Consider the following 19741-nt stretch of genomic DNA (forward strand, 5'->3'; position numbering starts at 1 on the left):
AAATATGAACCATTCACGCATTATCTTGTTCGGCTGTTCTCTGCTTCTATGGCTGGGCGCAATCATTTCAGGACCCATTGTCCAAGCAAGTGAAGGGACCGGTGGTCAAGTCAGTACGACAGGCAAGATTTCATTTTATGAAGAAGTGACTGAACCTAGCAGCTCTGCTTCCACGGAACCAAGCACAGCGAAGCCGACTAAACCCATTGGAAAATTTCCTAGTACTGGGGAACAAATTCGAACGTACAGTTTGATTTTGGGCAGCGTGCTCCTCTTATTCCTCCTCTTACTCTTTTTACGGAAGCGTAGAAAGGAGGAACAGGAATGAGAGTGACACAACAAACTTTTTTATTCAGCAGCATAATAATTACCGTGCTTTTCAGCACTACTCTCGGTTTGACTGCTCATGCAGCACCTGAGTCGTTGAACCAATCTGGCGCTGTTTCAGTTGAAGGAAGCGTCGTGACAAATCCAATCGACCCTGAAAATCCTGGAATACCCGTTGATCCAGGACCTGGTCCGTCTACGGAAGGGCCACTGCGTATCGACTATGCATCAGCTCTGGATTTTGGCGAAAGCGAAATTAGTAAAGGTACGCGCAAGTACAATGCATTAGCGCAGCAGTTTTTTGGAGAAACAGGTCCTAGAGGGAGTTATATCCAAATTACGGATCAACAGGCAGATTCCTCAGGTTGGATGCTGCAAGTCAAACAAGAGACTCAGTTTACCAACCCAATCATTCAAGAAAACGGGGAACAAGAATTAAAGGGAGCTGTCCTGTCATTAGACAAAGGCTGGGCGAATTCCAGCGGCACCAGCGAAGCACCGACGGTGACCCGTGAAACAATTGCGTTGAATTCTATTGGTTCAGCATATGAAGTAGCTACAGCACGAGCAGGCAGTGGAAAAGGAGTCTGGACAATTGCATTTGGGGCATCACAAACCAATACGAATGATCAGCCTCACACCTTAACTCCTGTAGTAGATGCATCAGGCAAACCAGTGATAGACCACACATATAACAAACCAGTCTATAGTAATTCAGCAATCACTTTAACTGTACCAGAAACGACCGTTATTCATCCGGTCGAATACCAAACGGAGATAACTTGGATACTAGCCAAGTTGCCTTAATAAATCACACACAAACAATTAGGAGGAACAACAATATGAAAGCAAGAAGTCTTTGTGCAACAACATTAGTAGCAATTTTAGGAGTAACAGTAGTAGGAACTGCATCCCCAGTGTCTGCTGCACCAACAGAATTGGATTCAACAGGAAATGTAACTGTGGAAGAAGGAACTGCCGGTGGTGGTGATCAAGGAACGATCGATCCAGAAAATCCAGATCAAACATTACCAACACCTGATCCAGACTCTCCAGGAGAAAATACAAATCCAGATACTGGTTCTTTAGTAATTGAAAAAACAACAAATTTAGATTTTGGAACAATTAAAACATCAGCAAACGCTGTGACAAGTTTTGCGAAACCAATGAGTTTTGAAACTGGTGCGAAAGTACGTGGTGCTTATGTACAATGGGCAGACGTTCGTGCAGGAGGTACTTACGGATATACAGTAACGGCTCAATTATCAAGTCAGTTTAAAGATAGCACTGGAACAAATGTATTAACAGGATCAACTATCGACTTCAGCAATGGAATGATTGCAGCACAAAGCGATAATACAAATCCAATCCCATCAAGCGCACAAACAGCTTTCCAATTAACAGAAGCTGCAAATGATGCAAAAACAATTGTAACGGCAAGTAAAGATCAAAAAGAAGGAAAAGGTCGTTTCATAATGGAATTTGGTCAAAGTGAAGACTCACCTACAGGTACGAAAGGCACGGATGCGAATTCAGTGAAATTGACTGTACCAGCAGCAACAGCATCAAATATGGCAGTAACAGATTACACAGCAACAGTGACATGGAAAATTACTGCAGCACCTGCTGCTGAAGAAAATCCAGCAACACCAGGAGAATAAACTAAATTTTTAGTTTAGTAGAGCAACAAGTTTACTTGTTGCTCTGCGTACATAGAAAAAATCTAAAATAAACGAGGTTGGTTATGAAAACACATATAGTTTCTACAAAACAATGGATGAGTATCTTATTGAGTTTTATGGTTGTCGGCGTCTTCTTTTTAAAACCAGTTCCTAATTATGCTGCGGATAAGAACCCGGCAGGTGCAACAGGTTTTACGTACAATATTACGTTCCCGGACAATCAAGTAGACAAAGAATTAGGCTATTATCAATTAAAAATGACGCCAGGACAGCATCAAAAATTAGCGATTGCGTTAAGTAATCCCAGTAATGAAAAAGTGACTATTGAGGTGAAAGTCAATGGAGCAAAGACCAATCAAAATGGTGTCATTGAATATGGAGAGTCTACGATCAAAAATGACCCATCGTTAAAATTTGACTTTACAGATTTGGTAAAAGCACCAGAATCTGTCGAACTAGCACCAGGAGAAACCAAAAACTTAGAGTTGACGGTGGCTATGCCCGAAACCGGCTATGATGGCGTCATAGCCGGAGGTATTCAGTTGATGCGTGCTGGACAAACAGACGCCACAACAGACGGTGGAGGCTCAAAAATCATCAATCAATATGCCTATGTTATTGGGATGGTTTTACAAGAAACAGAGACAGAGATAGTTCCAGATTTGTCTCTAAATAATGTCAAAGCTGGCCAAAGCAATTATCGTAATGCCATTTTTATCAATTTTTCTAATGTGACAGCTACGTATTTAAATGATATGACTGTTGAAGTACAAATTACAGAAAAAGGAAAGGGGACGGTTTTATACGAACGCAAACAAACAGCGATGCGGATGGCGCCAAATTCATTTATTGATTTTCCTGTCAGTATGAATGGAGAGCGCATGGTTCCAGGAGATTATGAAGCTGACATCCTCGTTACTTCAGGAGAAAAAAAATGGGCATGGAAAGAAGACTTTAAAATCAAAGACGAAGATGCCAACAAATTTAATGAACGAGATGTAGGTTTGGTTCAAGAAAAAGGATTAGACTGGAAATTGATTTTACTAATAGTAGTAGCCTTCCTATTTTTTATTATTCTAGTCTTTCTTTTTCTACGTTTTCTTCGAAAAAAGAAACAAACCAAAGAGGATATAGCGAAAAAAGCACGCAAAAAAAAGAAAACACAAGTAACTGAATCAACAAGCAACAAACGAAGGAAGCCAAAAAATTAATGGAGTATAGGAGCTGAAGAGAGTGTCTATCGTAGATTGGATTTTCGTTACAGGTATCGCACTAACGATCGTTGCACTCCTAGGATCCGCCTATTTTTTGGTACAGGTCTTACGAACATGGCAACAGATTCGCCGACTACCAGTTAAACGAATAAAAAATAAGAAAAAACGACGTATTATCGCGCGCAAACGTCAACAACTGACAAATAAGAGGAAACGAAGTCTTCGGAATTGTCTTATTCTATTGGTAATGACTGTTTTATTTGGTGGAGCATCTGGTTATCTTTCCTACTATCAATCAATGAATCTGACCACAGATGACTCAGATTCTGTGGTTAAAGGGTACTATCTATTGCGGGATTTTGAACAACAGATTACGATTGCTAAAGAAAAGGGCGATGACGAAGAAAAAATGCAAAAAAATATTCGGTATCTTGCTACCGCAATGGCAAGTTACGGATCGAAAACGGCAAGTACGTCTAATTCACAAGAAGGGCAGTTGACATTGAATCGCTATTATAATGCCGTCAAACAATTAGGGATGAATACCAGTACTCAAACCAAAAATTTTTATGGCAATGCCGCTGTTGTCAACGATTTTTTAGAAGACATCAAAAAGGTAGAGACGTATGAAAAAGCAGCATTCGCTTATTATAATGTGGATGAGTCTGCCTTCTCACAAGAGAAATAAATGGAGTGAGAAACGATGAAAAAACGACCGACATCCTACGCACGAGAACTGACACTGCACAAAAAAAGAACGCAACGACCAACACCTAAAAAAAAGAGAACAATCAAATTTAGAAGCCACACCGATAGACCATCTAATGGGAAAAAACGCAGTCACCCAAAGAAGAAGAGTATATCTAAAAAAAAGTGTCGAAAACACAAGTGGCTGATAAAAGAATTTTTTGTAGCCTTGATTTTGGGCAGTATAATAGCCATGGGGTTGATTGTTTTCTTTGTCGACCTCATTGCGGTCCGTGGCTATAGCATGGTTCCGACGTTGCGTGAAGGAGACAAGGTACTGATTCAAAAAAACAGCATGTTACGCAGATTTGATTTAGCTGCATATACTGTTGGTGATGGAGACCCGCAGATTCGACGAATCATCGGATTACCAGGAGAGACGATCCGATATACGCAAGATACGTTGTTTGTGAATGAGCAGCCAGTGGACGAAAAATTTTTGGTAGATGAAATCAATGAAAGTCAAAAAAACGGCCGTGACTATACAGAAGACTTTGAGCAACAGCCAGTCGTTATTCCAGAGGGATTTTATTTTGTATTAGGAGATAACCGCCCGTATGCGACAGATAGCCGACATTACGGATTGATTGCAAAAAATCGCATCCTGGGTAAGGTGACCACGCAACTGTTTCCGTTCAATGAAATCAAAGCATTTTAAAATTGAAAAGTTATTTAAACTTTTTGATCACTATATAGTTGAAAATCATAGGGAAAAGTGTAGAAAAAATAAACACTAAAGATATTAACCCTTCGTGCTTATTTTGGCTCTACAATATATTGTGTTGGTGGAAATCAAAAAAGATTTTCTACCAGCACTTTTTTGAGCATTTAAATACAAAAAAGGAACAACTAACTGATAAAATGAAATCGACAAAAACCACAAATCATCAGAAAGGTTGTTCCCTATGGATAAGAATACCAGATTATTGCTCGGAATTACAGACAAAAACCTCCGGTTTGAAGAAAATTGGTTGGAACAAAGACCAGTAAAAGGAGTGCAAGCTCAAGTGATTAAAGCCAAGCTGACCTATTCACCTACTCATTGCGAGAAATGTGGGCGCCTCAATCATGGACAAATCATCAAAAATGGCAGTCATACAACAACAGCTCAATTGCCTGTTTTTAATGAGCGCTTCACTCTATTAGAACTAAAACGGACACGTTTTCTTTGTCATGAATGTGGTGCTACTTTCCACGCTCATACAGAGCTGATTGAAGAACATCATCACTTATCTAAACAGCTTCAATACCAAATTATGCTTGACTTGAAAAAGAATGTTTCAAGAAAAATGATTGCTCAAAAACACTTTGTTTCAGACATAACAGTCCTTAGAATGATGGAGAGACTATCAAAAAATTATCGAACAAACTGGAACTTCCTCCCTAAAATTCTATGTATCGATGAATTTAAATCCATGAAATCTTGCCAAGGAAGTATGAGCTTTATTTGTGTGGATGGAGAACGGAATCAGTTGTTAGAAGTGCTGGAAGATAGACGACTATACAAATTGACCGCTCATTTCATGCGCTTTACACGTGAAGCTCGGCTACATGTAGCGTATCTCGTAACCGATATGAACGCTAGTTACCATCAACTTCTTCGAACGGTTTTTCCGAATGCTCAATTAGTGACGGATCGCTTTCATATCGTCCAACAAATGAATCGTACGTTGAACCAACTGCGAATTCAAACGATGAACCGTTTGAAAAGTTCTGAACCAAAACAATACCGTCGTTTAAAACGCTATTGGAAGCTACTATTGAAAGATTCCGATAAATTAGATATAAACTGTCGAGCTTATCAGCCCTTATTTAAACGGCCATTAAGTCAACAAGATATTGTCGATGAACTGTTGCACTATGATGATGTCCTACGAACAGGCTATGATACGGTTCAATATTTAAAATATGCTTTTTCTCATCGAGAACATACGCTCTTTTTTGAGTATCTTCAACAGCTAGATAATCAGCTACCACACTGGTTCAAAAAGAAATTACTCTTCTTTAACAAATATAAAGAAGGCATTAAGAATTCGTTTCGCTTCCCTTATTCTAATGGTATTACTGAAGGCTTAAACAATAAACTTAAGGTAATCAAACGGATAGCCTATGGCTATCGAAACTTTTATCATTTTCGTTCACGTATTTATATTATTCAAGGTCTTATTTTTTCACAACAATAAAAAAGCCTGATAAGAATGTTCTATCCTTACCAGACTTTGATTTCTATTCAGTTTTTTGTTCACCAACATAATTTGACGTAGAACCCTTATTTTTATATGGGCAACCATTATATCCTTTACTTTCTTCTATAAAAAATAAAAATCGACAGTATTACTAACCCTATACCCCCTACTGTACTCAATAGAGGAGTTAATCTTTCTCCTGCAAGTGGTAATTGAGATCTAATATTTTTAGGCGAAGCTGATAGACTACTGGAATTTTCAGATAATCTATTTTTATTTGAAAAATGTTCATTAGGCGTTTTTATAGATTCTTTTCCTTGATCTTTCTTGTACTCATATAAAACTGTTTGTGCTTTTTCGTCAAAAATACCCTTTGCATTCTTTGGTGTCTCAATTAATTTCCAGCCAGAAATATTCTTAGCAACTGACTCATAGGATAAACCTATTTTACCAGTCAAGATTTCACTCGGAGCCAACTCATTGCCTTCAATATCCTGATACTGAACAGTTACGGGAGTTGCCTCTGCTCGATCATACACATACAAAACAGTTTGCGCTTCTTCGCTAAAAGTACCTTTTGCGTTCGTTGGTATTTTCGTTAATTTCCAACTAGGAATATTCTTAGCAGCTGACTCATAAGATAAACCTATTTTACCAGTCAAGATTTCACTTGGAGCCAACTCATTGCCTTCAGTATCAATGTAATCAACAGTTACGGGAGTTGCTTCTGCTCGATCATACACATACAAAACAGTCTGCGCTTCTTCGCTAAAAGTACCTTTTGCGTTCGCTGGCATCTCCGTTAGTTTCCAATTTGGAATGTTCTTAGCAGCTGTTTCATATGGTAAACCAGCTTTATCAGTCAGTGTTTCACTCGGAGCCAACTCATTGCCTTCAGTATCAATGTAATCAACAGTAACAGGTGCTCCCTCTATTCTTTCATATATGTAGGTTACAATTTGGTCTTTATCTGAAAATTTACCTGTTGCATTTTTTGGCATGGATATTAATCTGTAATTGGGAATTTCTATTTCAGAAGTTATGTATTCCTGCCCTAACTCGCCATAAAATACCTTTGGGTCTATTAGGTTATTACCAAACTCATCTATATAAGTTGCTGTAACCATACGATAACTGTCAAAAAAGACTGTACCATTTAGACGGTCATCTTCAAAAAATTGTGCTAGTTCATTTATTCCTGAGTTAGTATTTTCCCAATCAATCGTGGCTGTATTCTTTATTTCAACACGTTCTGAAGATATCATTTTAGAAAATACCACTCTTATTCCTTTTAATTGAGTTATATCAGTAGGAGGTACACTATCAAAAATTGATTTATCAACAGAATATTCAATAGTATATGTAGTATTAGTAGGAACTGTTATTTCAGGTAAAGACTGTATAGCTATATTATCTGAAAATAAAATTGTCTCAGAAAAATTTGTACTTGAACCTGAGTTTTGAGAGATTATTTTAGAAAATATAATTGGGGCAATACTGTCTTTCACTATATTTAGTGTAGGATTGAAAAACATAGTTTGTCCATTTATAACAAACCATCTCCCAGTAACACCACCCAATTTACGAACAGATTTATCTGTTTCTTTTAAAGAATTATTATTAAACCGTCCATCAACTTCCTCTGACGAAGGCAATTCATCATTAATATGTTCATTTGAAGATTGATCATTTTTTGAAGTATACAAATAATTTTTATCTTCGTTCTCACTAAATTCTTGTATATCATTAGAACTCTCTATGGAATTTGATGTTTCCATTGTAGGTTCAGCAGATATTTGACTTTTTTCCTCTTTCAGCTCCAATTCACCTGCTGAGGCTTGAATATTATGACTTAATAACAAAAAAATGATTAAGAAGATACTTGAAAATTTTCGCATTCATTTCAACCTTTCTGATTAAGAATATACATAATATAATATATCATATAATACAATTATTTATAATAATTTCGTCTGTTATATAAAATTAAATTAAAAAAAGGGGGGGGTAAATAAGTTGTTTTTTTCGCCATTTATCGAGTTAAAAATCCCGCAATTCAAAAAGGAAATTGACACCTTACTGTTATATCAAAAAACTGTTTTTGGTAATCATCTAATTACGCAAATGCTGACCAGTCACATATATATATAAGTGATTTCGCTGCCTCTGCGCAAAATCACTTTTCGCCACTTACTAATCATATCAATCTTTCCATCACCTAAAACCAACGTTCGTAAAATAGAAGAAAATTCTCCGGTAGCAGCTGTGGATCTTCCATGATAATTTTTTTAAAGGCGAACGGTAAAAATTCCTGAAGCTCAAAATAGTTCGGCTTCTTAAAAATGATTGGTAGAAGCATGCATGAGATCAAAGAATAATCAGCATAGTGTTAGAAGTTTGACAAAATAAAGTTTTAGATGTATCATAAATTAGAATATAACAGATTATGAGATACACCCAACCCCACCATCCGCTAAATGGTGGGGTTCTTTTAGGCTCTCAGTCGCTTTATTTGCTCCGTTTGTCAAGCCAGTGTTTGAATAGCGCTAAAACTATCCCTACAACAATAGGAGCAATCAACGTTGAATATAACAAGATCACAAGAATACACCCCCCTTCTGCGATTGTATCGCTGAAGAGGAAAGCGACCACTTTCAGTGTATCAGAAATTAAGTTGAAAATCTGTATTTTTTTACAAAAAAGGACATGTGAAAACGACACACCAACGCTACGTTACAAAGGGTCTCGTTATTCTATTGTAAGTATACTTATAATAATTGACAATTTTTGTAAGTTAGTATATAAAGAAAAAACATTGAAAGAGAGACACTAGTCATACTATAGCTATCTATGTATGAGATGAAAAAATAGCGTTGTATTCGTTTATCATTGAAAAAAATGACCAAATAGAAAATAGTAAATGATGTTTATTTGAACAAAATCAATGTATACTAAGAGTATAGACTAAAAGTCTGACTTTAAAGGCAGAATACCTCATCGTTGGCCCTTTCAGCGATGGGGTTTCTTGTATGACGGAAATAATTTCTTTTGAAGGACTGTTTGATAAATAAAAAAGCCGATCCTTAAGGATCGACCTGATGATTGTAGAGAATCATAGAAATGGCTATGACCTCTTCTTAAGTCTATAGTAAGAAAGAGAGCTTGGCAAAAATTTTTATTTAGAAAGGAAATTATTGCTGCAATTAAGTATTCTCAATAGAGTAGTATAGGCAATTGATCATTTTGTGAACGCTGCTGTTGTAAGATTCTTTGGTGTTCAATAGAGTTGCTCAAAATATAAATTTAGGACAGAGGCCTTCTCTATCCTTTTTGTTCAATCAAGTACTTATACCAAAAACATTAGATAAGCCCCTACTTAATCAGCTTTTGCCGTTATTGATTACCTATCAGATGGGAAATGTTGATAAATCAGACATTCCAGAGGTTATTTATAAGTAACCTTTGGAAGATCAATGTATTTTTGTAGATAGTATCAAAGATTACATTTATGAAAATAAAATAAGTAAAGTCTTTGACTTATTTTATTGATGAGATTAAAATTAGATTAATAAATAATTAAAATGAGCGATTATATGAATTGTGTAGTTTTTAAAAAAAGATCAAAAGTCTTTTCAGTTGTTTTCTTGGTTATCACATTTATCTCAATTTGCTTGTCTCCTATTCAGTTGCTTTCAAATGAACCTGTAACGGTACAGGCTGTAGAAGGGGTCAAAAAAACTGTCAATTTAATTCTAATACCGTAAGATTTTATATGTCTAAGACAAGAGCTAACAATATATTAAGGACCGGGGGCACAGTCAGTATTTTTATTCCTGGTGGTGGTAATATAGTTACAGGAGTGAAATGATTGCCTGCTTTATTTGGTATATGGGGAACAGTTCCACACGGGTTTTCTGTTGATATTCAGAAGGAACATCATGGTCGTCCACCCTACTATCATAACTTTAGATGGCAATAAAAATTAACAAGGAGGAGTCTAATATGGAAAAAAATTATCAAACTTCTTATATTCAGTAATATTAGCACTGGGTGTTATAGCTTCTTTTTTCTTTAATACTACTAGTCAGAAAGTTATAATAACTCTTTTTGTAACTTCTATATTTATTCTTTTCTCTATCTATAATAATAAAAAAAATAAAATTTAGTATCTTAATCAAAACTCTGTATTCTCAGTAAGTCACTTATGCATTTTGCACAAAAGCAAATGTTACAAAATAGAAAGAGAAAGTCTTTATTTTAGGCTTTCTTTTTTTGTAAGTTTAAGTGCCGAATATTGGCTATCTTCCTGTACTTGATTAATAAATATTTAATGAATGTTAAACTTGTGATTAAGTCATTGTACAATTTATTCTTAATCTATATTATTCACTGGTATTCTTTGTACAACTGATGTTTTACTTTGATAGTCTGAAATTATTGTTAATTGATTATAGAATTGTTAGTTATGAAGTAAGTGAATAATTATGTCTAATAGAGGATAGTCAAAGTTTGATTTACTTGAAGCTTATACTATTAGTTTATTAGCATTAGTTTTGAGCGGAATTTAATTGTAGTTTATAATAAGTGTAGGACAGATGTCCGACTTTAAAAGCACGAAAAGTATCATGATGAAAAATCATGGTGCTTTTTCGTTAGAAAGAGAGTTCAATAGAGTATAGACAAAAATTATCTTCAACAGCTGCTACATGATCACTTTCTTTAAGTTAAGAATAAGTGTAAAAAAATTCTCCGATATCAGCTACTGATCTTCCAGAATAATTTTTCTAAAAGCGAACGGTAAAAATTTTTGATGAGAATAGTTTCATTTCTAAAAAGAATTAGTAAAAAGGAGGAAAAAGTATGGAAAAATCAAAACAGACATTTATGAGGAAAATGAGTGCAAAGCATTTGATTATGTTATCGTTGGGTGGCGTAATTGGAACAGGAATTTTTTTGAGTACAGGATATCTCATACAAACAGCTGGGGCTATTGGAACAATTATTGCCTATGTGATTGGGGCAATTTTAGTTAGTTTGGTAATGCTTTGTTTAGGAGAGTTGTCAGTCTATGAACCAAGCACCAGTTCATTTCATAATTATGCAACAAAATATATTAGTCCAGGAGCTGGCTTTGTTGTTGCATGGTTATATTGGTTAACGTGGACAGTTGCACTAGGATCACAGTTTATTACAATGGCCATTTTAATGCAACGGTGGTTTCCTAAAGTTGAGACTTGGATTTGGTGTCTTATTTTTGTCAGTATTATTTTACTTTCCAATATTATCGATGTTCGTTGGTTCTCTGTAAGTGAATTCTGGATGTCTTTAATCAAAGTATTAGCCTTAACTATTTTTCTTATTTTGGGAACTGGAGGAATATTCGGATTTTTACCTATTTCGCCTTCAGGCAGTGCTCCTTTATTTCAAGAATTTACTGCGAATGGTACTTTTCCTAAAGGGATTGGTGCAGTTTTTCTAGCTATACTATCGGCGAATTTTGCTTTTTCTGGTACTGAATTAATTGGAGTAGCAGCAGGAGAAACAGAGAATCCTAAAAAAAATATTCCCAAAGCAATTATTAAAACCATCACTATTCTAGTTGTCTTATTTATTGGCACAATTATCATTATCGGAGCCCTATTGCCACAGTCCTCCGCTACTTTAACTGAAAGTCCATTTATTAGTATTTTAAATACTTTAGGCGTTCCCTATGCAGCAGATATTATGAATTTCATTTTGATTTCAGCTATTCTTTCGGGGGCCAATTCTGGATTGTATGCTGCATCAAGAATGTTGTGGTCATTGGCAAATGTAGGAACACTACCCAAAAAGTTTGCTAAGTTAACAAAGCGTGGCTTACCAATATATGGCCTATTATTAACGATATTGGGAGGATTCCTTTCTTTGTTTTCTAGTATTTATGCGGCAGATACGGTTTACTTAGTGTTAGTATCTATTTCTGGGTTTGCTGTAGTCGTAGTTTGGTTAAGTATCGGCTGGTCACAATTAAATTTCCGAAAACAATACTTGAAATCTGGTCAATCTGTAGCTGATTTAGGGTATCAAACACCAATGTATCCAATTGTTCCGTGGTTAGTCATTATTCTCTGTGCTATTTCCATGATTGGAATTGCTTTTGACCCTAATCAACGGGTAGCATTGCTTATAGGTATTCCTTTTTTGATAATTTGTTACGCGTACTATGAATTAATTTTTAAGAAAAAAATAGCTGATTCACAAATAGATGAAACGAATGATGTGAAGCAGGAGGAAAAGGTATGAGCATGTTTAGTGAGTGGTCGAAGAGACAAAAAGTCATCTTGATTGATGGTTCCATGGCAGTAGGCTTGGAAGAACAAGGATTAGATTTAAATCATCGATTATGGACTGCCAAAGCAATTATTGAGGCTCCTCATAAAATACAAGCAGTGCATGAAGCCTATTTTAATGCAGGTGCTAATATTACTATTACTGCAAGCTATCAAGCTAGCATGAAAGGTTTTTTGGAGTTAGGTTATTCAGAAGCAGAAAGCGTACATTTCTTGGAGAATACAGTAGCTTTGGCACAGGCAGCTAGAGAATCAAGCGAAAGCAATCAAGAAAAATGGATAGCGGGATCTATAGGACCGTATGGAGCTTATTTGGCAGATGGTTCAGAGTATCGTGGTAATTATAACGTTTCAAGAAATTTTTTGAAAGAATTTCATGAAGAAAGACTTCAGGTATTGGTGAAGGCACAGGTTGATTTGCTAGCAATTGAAACTATTCCAGATAAAACCGAACTGCTAGTGTTGTTAGAGCTAATTAAAGATTTTCCAGAAGTACCGGCTTGGGTTAGCTTTACCCTCAAAGACGAGAAACATATAAGTGATGGTACTTCATTAGTTGAAATGCAAGGTTTATTGGAGCAACAGCCTCAAGTTCTTGCTTACGGGATAAATTGTGTCGCACCTAATCTAGTTGAGCCTGCACTGCTTACCTTAAAAAAACAAGCTAAGAAACCTCTAGTGGCGTATCCAAACTCTGGCGCAATATACAATCCTGTTTCAAAAGTTTGGACTGAAACAACCCATGTTCACGATGTATTTACGAATCAAGCAAAAAATTGGTATGCCCATGGCTGCACTTGGGTAGGCGGCTGTTGTTGTACGTCATCGACTGAAATAGGTTTGCTTAGAGAGACATTTCCAGAATAAAAAAGGGTTCTATTGACTGCAATGTGGGATTCGCTAGACAAAATACACTTAGAAACGAAAGAGTAACAACGGTTAAACTGGGGTCCGTCATGCAACTGTACAAAAAATGACCATAGGAATAATTAAGTAAAACACAAATATGCTGTAGCGACACCAAAAAATTTGTTTTACGTCAAAGGCTCGTTTTTGGTAGAGCAAAGATTTATCTTTATTTTATTGTTTAGTAAATGATGTTGCGTTGTCAATTTCTAAAAGGATCGGTAGCAGCTTACATGAGATCCAAAATAAATGAAAATATTTCTTTATCAATTGTAAAAAACGCATCATTAAAAACCTCATATAATGTATGTCATATTTATACATTATATAAGGTTTTTAGCTTGGGAGTGATCAGTTGAATTTGAAAGAGCTAGGTATCATGACGTTTCCTGAAGCAAGTGAAAGATGGAATAAAGAACGTACGTATGTTTTGCAGCAATATAATAATAATCCTGAAAAGTTCCTTGAGGGAACGTTTACTAAGATAGGAAACGGAAAAGGAACGCAAATCATAAGTAGAGAAGGTATGGAGTATCTAACAGGCATGACGGAACAAGAAGCAAATAATGAAGTATGGAAAATATTTGTTTTGCAGGACTCTAATATTGTAAATGAAAAAATTGCTACTTCTGAAAAAAAGCTCATATTCAATTCTTAAAACTTGTTCAAGATTATTTAGAATGGACAGGTGTTTCTATTAAAAGCATTCCAAAGCCTACGTACCTATATAAGGCTCAAAAGAATCGTGGAATCAAATTTGACTTTGGTACAGTCATTTACTATAAAAAAGAAAAATGAAGGAGGAAGAATGATGAAAAGAATGTTAAGAGAGATTGAAGCAAATTTTAGTAAGATAAAGAATCAAAAAGGTTCGTACGCTAGGAATTTGGCACTTGTCGAATTGATGAATGAACTAGAAAAGCATTACGGAACAATGATCACCTTTGAAAATGAAGAACAGCTGCAAGAGGAACTTAAGAAGAATGCTGCAATGAGATTGTATAGGGAAATTTCTTTCGCAAGAACGAATGAAGATTAGTTTTCAAAAAGGATTAATACAAGAAATGAGGACTTTTAAGTATGAAGATTAACATTCAGCAAGAAGAGCGAATTATAAATTTAACAAATTTTTTATGGGAACAAATTATCGTAGTTAATTGTAACCTTGATATAATTTTACTTCTGTCAAAAATGAAGAAGAATTATCCAGAAGCAATGGCATTATCTCCAGCATTCTATTCTTTAACGTACAAGTCCAGCATAGAATCCTGTTTATCAATCATAACAAGATTATATGATAAAAACGGAAAGAGTACGATTATTTCCTTATTGGAGTGGTGTGAAAAAAATCCTGAAGCTATTGTCGCTATTCAAAATAAAGTTGGAAATAAACAAATAACCCTTAATCATTTTAAGTCTGTAATGGTGGAAGGAAGAAAAGAATTTAATTCAATGTTACCAAAACTTTTAAACTTAACAAAATTGAGAGACAAAGTAATTTCGCATAACGATTCCAAAAGTTTGGATTCGTTAGATAAAGTTATAAATGAAAATCCAATATATTTCTTAGATATAAAATATTTAATTGATTTTGCTTCGGAGTTCACCAAATGTATAATCACATATTTAACTACTGTCGTAAGGAATCAACATGCAAAAAATATCAGTGATTTAGAAATTACACTTAAAAAAGTGGATAATGTTCTTAAAAAGGATACTCAGAAACGAAAGATCGACAATAGCCAACTTTTTAAATAAATAAAAAATCGTTTAATATTTTTTATTTAATCAAATGAACTCAACGTACTGTTCCTATTTTATTAATGGGCCAATAAGAGAATTTAGCATTTCCGATAATTTTATCCTCAGAGATAGATCCTATCACACGACTGTCTGTTGAGTTTCGGCGATTATCTCCCATTACGAAATAATGGTTTTCAGGGACTGAATAAGTAAAATTGTCTTCAGTTAATAACTCATTAGATGGTAATGCTTGTTTAAGTTCCCCTAAAAAAGGTTCCGTAATTTTTTCACCATTAATATATAAACTATCATCTGCATAAGTGATTGTCTCACCCGGTAAAGCAATTACTCGCTTGATGTAATTTTTTTCAGGATCACCAGATTCAGTTGGAGCCTTGAATGAAATAATATCAAAACGCTCAATTTCTCCTATTTTCAAACCAAAGATCCTTTCTTTATCCTCTAGGCTAGGATTCATTGATTCTCCATGTACGATTATATTTGATAATAAAAACATCCTAGAAAAAATAATAACTATTAAAACGCTTAAAAATAAAATTAAATCTTTTTTTATCACCTTGTTTTTTTTCCCCATCTATTTCCTCCTTATAAAATCAATTGACTGAATTAAACAATGTTATAATTAAGTATAATATATTAATATCTCCTAAGTCAAAAATCCGAATGAAAAAAGTGATAAATAAAGGTGTGAACTATTCCGCTAAGAATTAGTAAAGGGCTGATTGCGAAGCTACTAACATTATTGAGAAGTAGAATAAACAATTGAAAAGCTATGTTCCAAAAAAGGAGAGAAAAATGGAGAAAAGTAAAAATTATAGAAAGTCATGTTTCTATGTATAGAAATATGAAGAAAATGAGTCAAAAGGAGTTAGCAAAAAAAATGGGTGTATCAAGATCGAATATTGCAAATATTGAGCTGAATACGCAAAAATCTTCAGTAGTAACGATGTATGATATCTCAAGAGTTCTAGGTACCACAATTGAAGAACTATTTACATTTGAGACACCAGAAGAAGAAAAAAATGATTTATCCTGAAATGATGTTGAACTCCTGGTAAATAAAAAAGACCTACCTTTGGGATAAGGTAGGAAAGGAGTTAAAAATGAAAAAGTGTTTTGTTAGGGTTGTTTGTTTGGTATGTTTAAATAATACAATTGAAGTTTGAATAAATTATGATGAATTAGTATAGAATTTCTGAAATCAGTAAAGATATTAATTCTTAAAAAGAATGAATAGGAGAAAATAATATGAAAAAGAAGTCATTTTTAATTTTAACAGTAGTAGTTTTAGTCGTTAGTATTATAGATATAAAATACAATGGATGGATTGAGAGGAAAAGATAGTTAACTAAAGAATATTTCTCAAAAGGATCGTTCTGGAAAATAGATCATATTGTTCGGCTGCAGCGTGAGATCTTCCAGGTGAATTAGGTATAATGACGAACAATCTCAGATGCCAGGACTATGGCCAACAGAAAATATCGAACTATGTATCAAAAAGGATCAATAACTGAAGGAGGAAAAAAATGAAAGAAAATGAATTGTTAGAAACTGAGTTTGGTAAGTATGCAATATTAAATTACGAAGAACAGAATAGTGAGTACAATGGAATGATCATAGAAAGTTCTTCAAATGTAAAGGTTAGATGTCGAAAGGCAAAAAAGACACCAAAAAAAGAAGGGTATTTTGTAGCCTTTTGGGAAAAAGATAAACAATCCAAAAATCAACCTTTTGATTTTGAAAATAGTCCTGAGATACTAGCAATATCAGTTGTAGATGGAGATCAAGTAGGTGTATTTGTTTTTCCAAAACAGATATGTGTTGATAAGGGAATTTATTCAACAAAAAGGAAAACAGGTAAAATGGCTATGCGTTTTTATCCTACATGGTGTTTGAATTTGAATGCCACAGCTGTACGTACACAAAAATGGCAGTTAGATTACTTCAAAGACTACTCAGAATGATTTTCAAAAAGGATCAGTAGGAGGAATGTATATGTTGTTGAGTAAGTGTTTAAACGTAATAGCAGGCATTATTATGTATGGTTGTATATTTATTTTGACAGTTGGCTTGATGTTAAATTTAGCTTTGCATGAAGTGATTGGTACTAAGCTGTATACTTTAGAAGCAGCCGTTGTTTTAGTTGTATGTATGGGATTAGCTGCTCTAATATCAAAATTTATCCGATAGATATGAACTAAATAAATTTCATGATTATTGTGATAAGAACAATATTCCGCATACATTGGATAATTACAATGACTATCAACAGAGATCTATTAAATAAGATAGTCCCAAAAAGGATCAGAAAGGATAATGAAATGAATGTAAATGATTTTGCGTTGATGGCTAGTCTGATAATGATAATTCTACCAGTTGCAATGTTTTTGTCTTTCTATCTAATATCTAAAATTATAGCTACAGGATTTAAAACGAGTCTTTACTTTAAAACATTAGGAAAGAAAAGCTACAAAGGGTGGCGAACTTTCATGAAGAGTCCGTTACCACCTGTTTATGCAGGGGTCAACGTTATTCATAAAAATTCGATAAGAAATATTAACCGTAAATTTCTCAAAAAGGATTAGAAAGGTGGAAAAATCAATGTTTCTCAAAGAGGTCAAAAAGGAATTACTTACTATTAAACGTAGATTGAAGTTAATATGGTTGTTAGGATTTATGGGAACAGTATATGCACTACTTTATGCAGGTGCTTTTTGTCTAATTTTAATGACTAGTGTAAGTATACTTTTAATAAATGACTTCGTTTTAGTAGCTTTGGGGGCATTTTCTACTTTAGTGACAGATAACATAATGAGAAATATGTCTTTTTTATCTAATACTACAAGGAATACAAAGTCGGTGTACAGGCTGAATTTCAGTGGGGAAGAGGTCTTATCATTTACAAAATTATCCATTAGCCTTATTACAATTAGTGCTTTAATTTCAAAAAATTTAACCGGTGCTATCTCTTCCTATGTAACAATTTCGTCTTTTAATGAATTAGAAATTGAAGTGGTAATTTTCTTTATTACTTTGTGTTTGTTGATGATTGTTGCATTAAAATTTATTGAGTATTTTTATTCTAAGAAAAATAGGTGGTACAAATTAGATAAAGAAAGGACAAGACGGCCAATTAAATATAAAAGAAAATCTAAGCATTAAGTAGTTTATTAAAAAGGATCAGAAGTAAACCAAGTACATGGTATGTTAACACTTTGCCTTTTTTTGGTAAAACGTCAACATGCACAATGTTTTGTCAAAAAGGATTAATAAAGGGGGGTTATAAATGATGGTGAATAATATAATAAAAGTTCTATTCTTAATTTTTGTTGTGATATTACCTTTTATTAGCTATAGAAATCTTAAAATAGAAGCTACTGGAAAAAAGAATAATGCTTACTACTTTTGGAAGATATTGTTTATTGTTAGTATTATTATTCTTGTCTCTTTAATAATACCTACTTTAATTTATTTCATTATTAGCAGATAAAAAAGAATGTCAAAAACGATCGATAGCAACACGTGTGGGATCAAAAAACAGACCACAGGAGGAAAAATGAGTAAAAATAGTAAAAAGGAAGATTTGCCAGTCGGCAAAATGATTGTTGGTCTAGTCATGTTGATTTTTAGTCCAATAATAATAAGTCTTGTAGTTGCAATTGTATGGTCTATATCGGCTATGTTAAGCACAAGATGGTAATTTCTAAAAACAGTGAAATAACTATGATAAGAATTTTTTCTTTAATTTCTTTACTAAGAGAATCAAAAGTTTTGACGAAATGAAACTGATAGCAATTATCGAGAAAATAACTATAGCTACTTTAATTCCGTCATTCTGCCATTCTTCATTTAAAATAGATAAATTGATCAAGCAGTAATAAGCTGTTACTGAAAAGATGATACCTAAGAAGTAAAAAGCAATTACTTCAATGCTACTTTGAGTAGCCTTTTTTGCTTCGTATGTGGAATAACCACTTTGAAATGGGATGGGACTTCCATTTTGGGAAGGATCTGATTTCATTGTATTTCTAACTAAATCAGCATTATCTATTTTAGTAGCATGTTTAAAGTCTTTTTCTGTCATAGTTCTCTCCTTATTTTTAATAGAACATAGTGATGTATTGATATCTAGTGCCTTTTCCAGCACCTGCAGCTAACTTGTCAGCATGAACATATAACTGAACTGATTGTACATTACTTTCGTTCAAATTAATAGAGAGACTACCAGATGTTTTTAAAAGCTTGTGTGCCGCAGGAACTATCAGATATTTTGTTTTACCACCACTTCTTTTATCAATAAATAAATCAGAAATATAAGGTGAGCTGTTTGTATTTGTTGTATAAGTTACTTCCACTTTTGTAGCTGTTACAGGGCCATTTGTTTTTGACCTTTTAAAATGTGTGATTGTACACATATCAACATAACCTCCACGTCCAGCATAGAAAGTGTAGTGTTTAAAAACCCTGTAGGAGTAGGCATTACTTGGTGCAGAACCTGCATAAGTGATAACATTGTTTGCTGCGTCTAGTTTTCCCATTGTTTGATCTCCTTTTATATTTAATTTTATGATCAGAAACTTCAGCGC

At 34.2% G+C, this 19741-nt stretch carries 22 protein-coding genes; 17 read left to right on the plus strand and 5 right to left on the minus strand.

The features are described 5' to 3' along the window. Positions 1–4 precede the first annotated feature (4 nt). From IGJ34_RS00300 to IGJ34_RS00330, 7 genes are all read left to right on the plus strand, one after another. Entirely contained in the window at positions 5–328 is a 324-nt protein-coding gene (locus tag IGJ34_RS00300; protein ID WP_206836526.1) for an LPXTG cell wall anchor domain-containing protein, read from the plus strand. Beyond that, positions 325–1134 carry a WxL domain-containing protein gene (locus IGJ34_RS00305; protein WP_206836523.1) on the plus strand — a complete coding sequence of 270 codons (810 nt, stop codon included), beginning with the start codon at positions 325–327 and terminating at the stop codon, positions 1132–1134. Before IGJ34_RS00300 ends, IGJ34_RS00305 begins: the two co-directional genes overlap by 4 nt. Before the next feature lie 35 nt (positions 1135–1169). After that, positions 1170–1988: a WxL domain-containing protein gene (locus tag IGJ34_RS00310; RefSeq protein ID WP_206836520.1), complete on the plus strand. Its 819-nt coding sequence runs from the start codon at positions 1170–1172 to the stop codon at positions 1986–1988. Between the two features lie 83 nt (positions 1989–2071). Next, positions 2072–3220 (plus strand): DUF916 and DUF3324 domain-containing protein, encoded by a 1149-nt coding sequence (locus tag IGJ34_RS00315; RefSeq protein ID WP_430597855.1) that lies wholly within the window; start codon positions 2072–2074, stop codon positions 3218–3220. A gap of 22 nt (positions 3221–3242) precedes the next feature. After that, positions 3243–3911, plus strand: coding sequence for a hypothetical protein (locus IGJ34_RS00320; protein ID WP_430597856.1), 669 nt, complete (start codon positions 3243–3245; stop codon positions 3909–3911). A gap of 15 nt (positions 3912–3926) precedes the next feature. Continuing rightward, positions 3927–4628 (plus strand): signal peptidase I, encoded by a 702-nt coding sequence (gene lepB / locus IGJ34_RS00325; protein ID WP_430597857.1) that lies wholly within the window; start codon positions 3927–3929, stop codon positions 4626–4628. 247 nt (positions 4629–4875) lie between these two features. Next, on the plus strand, positions 4876–6153 hold the full coding sequence (locus IGJ34_RS00330; RefSeq protein WP_430597858.1) for an ISL3 family transposase: 1278 nt from the start codon (positions 4876–4878) through the stop codon (positions 6151–6153). Between the two features lie 116 nt (positions 6154–6269). Here the strand turns inward: IGJ34_RS00330 and IGJ34_RS00335 are convergent, their stop codons facing one another. After that, positions 6270–8054, minus strand: a complete 1785-nt coding sequence (locus IGJ34_RS00335) for a MucBP domain-containing protein (protein ID WP_430597859.1) — start codon at positions 8052–8054, stop codon at positions 6270–6272. A 610-nt stretch (positions 8055–8664) separates the two neighbouring features. After that, a complete protein-coding gene (locus IGJ34_RS00340; protein ID WP_254907342.1) occupies positions 8665–8757 on the minus strand; it encodes a type I toxin-antitoxin system Fst family toxin in 93 nt (30 codons plus the stop codon). Between the two features lie 2259 nt (positions 8758–11016). On the opposite strand from IGJ34_RS00340, the gene IGJ34_RS00345 reads away from it, so the two are divergent. The 5 genes from IGJ34_RS00345 to IGJ34_RS00365 all read left to right on the plus strand — a co-directional run bounded on the left by IGJ34_RS00345 (position 11017) and on the right by IGJ34_RS00365 (position 15149). Further along, entirely contained in the window at positions 11017–12438 is a 1422-nt protein-coding gene (locus IGJ34_RS00345; RefSeq protein ID WP_430597860.1) for an amino acid permease, read from the plus strand. Next, entirely contained in the window at positions 12435–13352 is a 918-nt protein-coding gene (gene mmuM / locus IGJ34_RS00350) for a homocysteine S-methyltransferase (RefSeq protein WP_430597861.1), read from the plus strand. The genes IGJ34_RS00345 and mmuM overlap by 4 nt, the downstream gene beginning before the upstream one ends. A 394-nt stretch (positions 13353–13746) precedes the next feature. After that, positions 13747–14049: a helix-turn-helix domain-containing protein gene (locus IGJ34_RS00355; RefSeq protein ID WP_206836953.1), complete on the plus strand. Its 303-nt coding sequence runs from the start codon at positions 13747–13749 to the stop codon at positions 14047–14049. Between the two features lie 153 nt (positions 14050–14202). Continuing rightward, on the plus strand, positions 14203–14430 hold the full coding sequence (locus IGJ34_RS00360; RefSeq protein ID WP_206836956.1) for a hypothetical protein: 228 nt from the start codon (positions 14203–14205) through the stop codon (positions 14428–14430). 41 nt (positions 14431–14471) lie between these two features. Then, positions 14472–15149 (plus strand): hypothetical protein, encoded by a 678-nt coding sequence (locus tag IGJ34_RS00365; protein WP_430597862.1) that lies wholly within the window; start codon positions 14472–14474, stop codon positions 15147–15149. Between the two features lie 40 nt (positions 15150–15189). On the opposite strand, the gene lepB (IGJ34_RS00370) is transcribed toward IGJ34_RS00365, so the two are convergent. Next, positions 15190–15729 carry a signal peptidase I gene (gene lepB / locus IGJ34_RS00370; RefSeq protein ID WP_206836962.1) on the minus strand — a complete coding sequence of 180 codons (540 nt, stop codon included), beginning with the start codon at positions 15727–15729 and terminating at the stop codon, positions 15190–15192. Positions 15730–15999: 270 nt separating this feature from the next. On the opposite strand from lepB (IGJ34_RS00370), the gene IGJ34_RS00375 reads away from it, so the two are divergent. From IGJ34_RS00375 to IGJ34_RS00395, 5 genes are all read left to right on the plus strand, one after another. Then, positions 16000–16191, plus strand: a complete 192-nt coding sequence (locus IGJ34_RS00375) for a helix-turn-helix transcriptional regulator (protein ID WP_430598541.1) — start codon at positions 16000–16002, stop codon at positions 16189–16191. 490 nt (positions 16192–16681) lie between these two features. Next, the gene (locus tag IGJ34_RS00380) at positions 16682–17119 is read left to right on the plus strand and encodes a MepB family protein (RefSeq protein ID WP_206836968.1); all 438 of its coding nucleotides are present in this window, start codon (positions 16682–16684) and stop codon (positions 17117–17119) included. Positions 17120–17153: 34 nt separating this feature from the next. Beyond that, complete coding sequence (locus IGJ34_RS00385; RefSeq protein ID WP_430597863.1) at positions 17154–17345, plus strand: hypothetical protein; 192 nt, start codon at positions 17154–17156, stop codon at positions 17343–17345. 399 nt (positions 17346–17744) lie between these two features. Beyond that, positions 17745–18317 carry a hypothetical protein gene (locus IGJ34_RS00390; RefSeq protein ID WP_206836974.1) on the plus strand — a complete coding sequence of 191 codons (573 nt, stop codon included), beginning with the start codon at positions 17745–17747 and terminating at the stop codon, positions 18315–18317. 334 nt (positions 18318–18651) lie between these two features. Beyond that, positions 18652–18855, plus strand: coding sequence for a hypothetical protein (locus tag IGJ34_RS00395; protein ID WP_206836976.1), 204 nt, complete (start codon positions 18652–18654; stop codon positions 18853–18855). A gap of 21 nt (positions 18856–18876) precedes the next feature. Here the strand turns inward: IGJ34_RS00395 and IGJ34_RS00400 are convergent, their stop codons facing one another. Together IGJ34_RS00400 and IGJ34_RS00405 are read right to left on the minus strand one after the other, a co-directional pair. Further along, entirely contained in the window at positions 18877–19239 is a 363-nt protein-coding gene (locus IGJ34_RS00400; protein ID WP_430597864.1) for a hypothetical protein, read from the minus strand. A gap of 16 nt (positions 19240–19255) precedes the next feature. Continuing rightward, entirely contained in the window at positions 19256–19693 is a 438-nt protein-coding gene (locus IGJ34_RS00405; RefSeq protein WP_430597865.1) for a hypothetical protein, read from the minus strand. Between the last annotated feature and the right edge of the window lie 48 nt (positions 19694–19741).

It is taken from the genome of Enterococcus sp. AZ177, from assembly GCF_050544585.1.
In the GTDB taxonomy this organism is placed as follows: Bacteria; Bacillota; Bacilli; order Lactobacillales; family Enterococcaceae; genus Enterococcus_L; species Enterococcus_L plantarum.